Here is a 3594-nt window from a genome sequence, read left to right as displayed (position 1 = left end):
CCCGGCACGGCAGGCAACGTGCAATCCGCGGCCGGGTCCGCCGCGCCACCGAACCAGCCGATCGGCCAGGCGCCGGTGGCGGAAACCGCACCGCCGCCCGTCGCGCCGATCTTCGATCAGCCCGGCGTGCTGACGCCGAAGCACAAGTTCGTCGTCGAGCCGTCGTTCCAGTTCAACTATTCGTCGTCGAACCGCGTCGCACTCGTCGGCTACACGATCATCCCCGCGCTGCTGATCGGCCTGGTCGACGTGCGGGAAGTCAAGACGACCACGCTGACCGGCGCGGTCGCGGTACGCTACGGGATCACCAACCGGATGGAAGTCGAAGTCCGCGTCCCCTATGTGTATTCGACGAACGACACGATCAGCCGCGAGATCTTCACCGGTTCCGCCCAGGACAACGCGTTCAACAGCCACGGCAAAGGCCTCGGCGACGTCGAAATGACGCTGCGCTACCAGTTCAATATCGGCGGCCCCGACAAGTTCTATTACATCGGCTGGCTGCGCTTCAAGACCGCCACCGGCAAGAGCCCGTTCGACGTCGTCACCGACTGCGTCACGCGCTGCGTCGGCAATGCCACCGGCACCGGCCTGCCGCTCGAGCAGCCGACCGGCTCGGGCTTCTACGCGGTCCAGCCGGGCCTCACCTGGCTCTTTCCATCCGACCCGGTGGTGTTCTTCGGCAACATGAGCTATCTGCACAGCTTCAGCCGCGACAATCTCAGCCTCACGATTCGCGACGGGCAGAAAGATTTCATCGGAAAATTGCAACCCGGCGACATCTGGGGTTTCAACATCGGCATGGGCCTCGCGCTGAACGAGAAAGCGTCGGTGAGCCTCGGCTACGACCAAAGCATCGTGCTGCCCACGAAACAGAACGGCCAGACGATTCCAAGCTCGGTACGCGTGATCCTCGGTTCACTGCTCCTCGGTTACTCGTACCGGCTGTCACCGAAGACCACGCTGAATCTTTCGATCGGCGCCGGCCTCACGCGCGACACGCCGGACGTGGTCATGACACTGCGCGTGCCGATTGCATTCTGATCGCCGACATGCGCCGACGGCGGGCCGCGCGACGCACGCCGGCACCAGCGTGCCATTACCCGCTCATCCGCCGATCATCGACCGCTCACCGAACCTCATCGTCCCGGCAACGCGCCGAGCAGCGCATTGTTCAGCGTCGACATCACGTTCAGGTTCTTGAACGTCGCCAGAGTGTTGACGGTCATGTTGATCGTCGTCAGCGCCTGGATTTGCTGGCTGTTCAACGTGTTCTGGATCACCGCGCCGGTCAGCGCCGGCAGCGCGGCGGGCTGCGCGGCGTTGCCGGCGCCAACCTGGATCAACGCGCCCGCGTTCGCGGCCGCCAGCGCCTGCGCCTGTTGCGCGGTGATATGACTGATGTCCGGGATGTTGAAGCTGGTCGTCGTGACCAGATTGCCGTTCACGAACGCGACACGCGACACGCCGAACGAAATCTTTAGGCCGCTCGGCATGTCGAAGCCGCCGCGCATCGCATCGAGGCGCGCGTCGCTGAGCGCGATCGCACCGGTTGCCGGCCAGTTTCGTTGTTGCGCGCCGCCCGACTCCGGCTCCGGGGCCGGCGGCCCGGCCGCGCACTCCGCCGTCGCGAGGGGCCCGGCACGCAGGTTCGGCGCGCCCCCGGCCCCCGACTCTGCAGGCGCCGTATCGACGCCCGCGTTCGTGGCGGCTGCCGACAGGACGCCGCTCGTCTGCGCGACAGGCTCGACAATCGCGGTCGGCGCGCCGTCCTGCATCGCCGCCGCACTCACGGACGTCGCCCCGCCGCATACCATCGCGGCGATGCCGGCGATCCTCCTGGTCTCGGATCTCATGACGATCCTCAAAAGTCGCTCGGGCCGTGCTTCGGCATCACGACGTTGTACAGGCCGTCGCGGGCAATGCCGGTGTACAGCGGCGCGCTGGGCGCAACGCGCCAGTCCCGCGGATCGTTGAACACCGCCCGCTCGGGCCGGTTGTGGATCACGAAAATCACATGGTCTTCCCACTTCTGCTCGAAACTCGCCAGCGACATCGGCCGCGTGCCGGTGGCTGGATCGCCGACGAGCACACGCCCGTCACGCAGCCCCTTCACGACCACGAAATGGTGATAGCCGTGCTCGGTGATCAACACGATCGCCGGCGTGTGCGTCTTGGCAAGCGTCTGCAACGGCAACTCGAAGCCGTCCGCGACGAAGCCGTTCGCTTCGAGAAAACGCCGGATGTCGAGCAGCGAGAAGCCCTGCTGGCGGATCTTCTCCTGATTGCCGTTCTCCCACATCTGGGCGAAGGCGGTCTGCTCGGTCATCGGATAGTCATACTGATAAGTCAGCAGCGTCGCGACGGCAGCCGACCCGCAGCTGAAATCGAACTGCTGCTTGATGGTGCGCTTGAATCGCGCTTCCTTGAGACTCGTGACGTGCATCGCATAACCGGCGCCCGCCGGATCGACGACCGTCATCTCGTCCGCCGATGCAGCCGGGCCGGATAGCGCGTACGCGAGCGCCACGATGCACGCGGCGGCCACCTGTCTCATCGCTCAATTCCCGAAGCGCACGTTGAGCACCGTCGCGTTCTGAATCAGCACGTTCGCGCCGGTATTCTGGATGACCGTCGGCAGACCGCTCGCATTGGCGAACGAGCCGTCGGTGATCGAATTCGAGCCGGTCGATACCCGGTTCGCGACGTTATCGGCCACCGCGCCGGTCAGATAGTTCTGGCCGATCAGCGCGTCGCCACCCCGATGCTCGTCGAGCTGGTCGGGCGTCATCGCGACGCCGAAGCTGGCCGCTTGCGCGGTCGCGGCGCCAGTCGCGGAGGGTGTCGCCGTCGCCGGGGGTGCGACGGCCGCGGCCGGATCGGCCTGATCCGCGCGTGCCGCGGGTGGGGAAGGGGCAGCGCCCGGCGCAACGGCGACTGCTGACTCCACCGCGACGGTTCGCGCCTCGTCAGCCATGGCATGGACCGTCAGGCCCGGCAGCAGCGCTGCGGGCAATATCACCTGCGAAAGTGCCGTTCGGATTCGCATGGCTGTCTCCTTGGTCCCTGCGCGAGCCGGCACGAACCCGGCGCACGGGGAGCGGAATCCGCGTGACCGTCGATCGACGGAAATCGGTCCGGCCTGCGCCGACGAGAACGAGACGGCCGTTCGGCCGTCCCGCCCTTGCCGGCACGTCAGTCCATCTGCGATCGAACGCGAGCCGCGGGATCACCTGCGCCCGCGTCGATGCATCCGGCTCGCCGGGACCTACCGGCCGTTCTAACGTCCTACCGACAGGTTCGCCTGCACGGTCACGGCCTGCTGAACGAGCGACGCCATGCCGCTGTTCTGGTTGGCGACCATGATGCCCGCCGCGGTCTGGCCAACGCTCGCCATTGCGTTGGACATGTTGAATGTCCCCGCATTGACCGTATTGGCTCCGCCTGCGCCACCCGCGCCGCCGACCGCGCCGTTACCGACGCCGCCGTTGCCGGTGCCACCTGCGCCGCCCGCGCCACCCATCGCGCCCACCGCGCCGCTACCCGCGGTAGCGCTGCCGTTGCTGGCCGTCGTCGTCGCGCCACCGTTCGTCG

4 protein-coding genes and 1 pseudogene are annotated in these 3594 nt (G+C 67.0%); 1 reads left to right on the top strand and 4 read right to left on the bottom strand.

The window, feature by feature from the left end:
* A partial coding sequence (locus F3J15_RS37040) for an acetate kinase (protein WP_166897727.1) occupies positions 1-1044 on the top strand: 1044 nt, incomplete at its 5' end.
* Between the two features lie 95 nt (positions 1045-1139).
* On the opposite strand, the gene F3J15_RS37035 is transcribed toward F3J15_RS37040, so the two are convergent.
* From F3J15_RS37035 to F3J15_RS37020, 4 genes and pseudogenes are all read right to left on the bottom strand, one after another.
* Positions 1140-1856, bottom strand: coding sequence for a hypothetical protein (locus tag F3J15_RS37035; RefSeq protein ID WP_166897724.1), 717 nt, complete (start codon positions 1854-1856; stop codon positions 1140-1142).
* 8 nt (positions 1857-1864) lie between these two features.
* Positions 1865-2557 carry a cysteine peptidase family C39 domain-containing protein gene (locus F3J15_RS37030; protein WP_166897722.1) on the bottom strand — a complete coding sequence of 231 codons (693 nt, stop codon included), beginning with the start codon at positions 2555-2557 and terminating at the stop codon, positions 1865-1867.
* A 3-nt stretch (positions 2558-2560) separates the two neighbouring features.
* The gene (locus tag F3J15_RS38030) at positions 2561-3016 is read right to left on the bottom strand and encodes a hypothetical protein (protein WP_240160169.1); all 456 of its coding nucleotides are present in this window, start codon (positions 3014-3016) and stop codon (positions 2561-2563) included.
* A 264-nt stretch (positions 3017-3280) separates the two neighbouring features.
* A pseudogene (locus F3J15_RS37020) lies at positions 3281-3594 on the bottom strand (hypothetical protein); the annotation flags it as partial.

It is taken from the genome of Burkholderia sp. Ap-955, from assembly GCF_011753045.1.
GTDB lineage: Bacteria > Pseudomonadota > Gammaproteobacteria > Burkholderiales > Burkholderiaceae > Burkholderia > Burkholderia lata_D.
The sequence above is the reverse complement of the archived record's forward strand: the minus strand, read 5'-3'. Positions and strand labels throughout refer to the sequence as shown.

Bases quoted from the DNA above. Each gene is read 5' to 3' on its own strand.
- F3J15_RS37035 (WP_166897724.1), bottom strand. From the start codon at position 1,856: ATGAGATCCGAGACCAGGAGGATCGCCGGCATCGCCGCGATGGTATGC.
- F3J15_RS37030 (WP_166897722.1), bottom strand. From the start codon at position 2,557: ATGAGACAGGTGGCCGCCGCGTGCATCGTGGCGCTCGCGTACGCGCTA.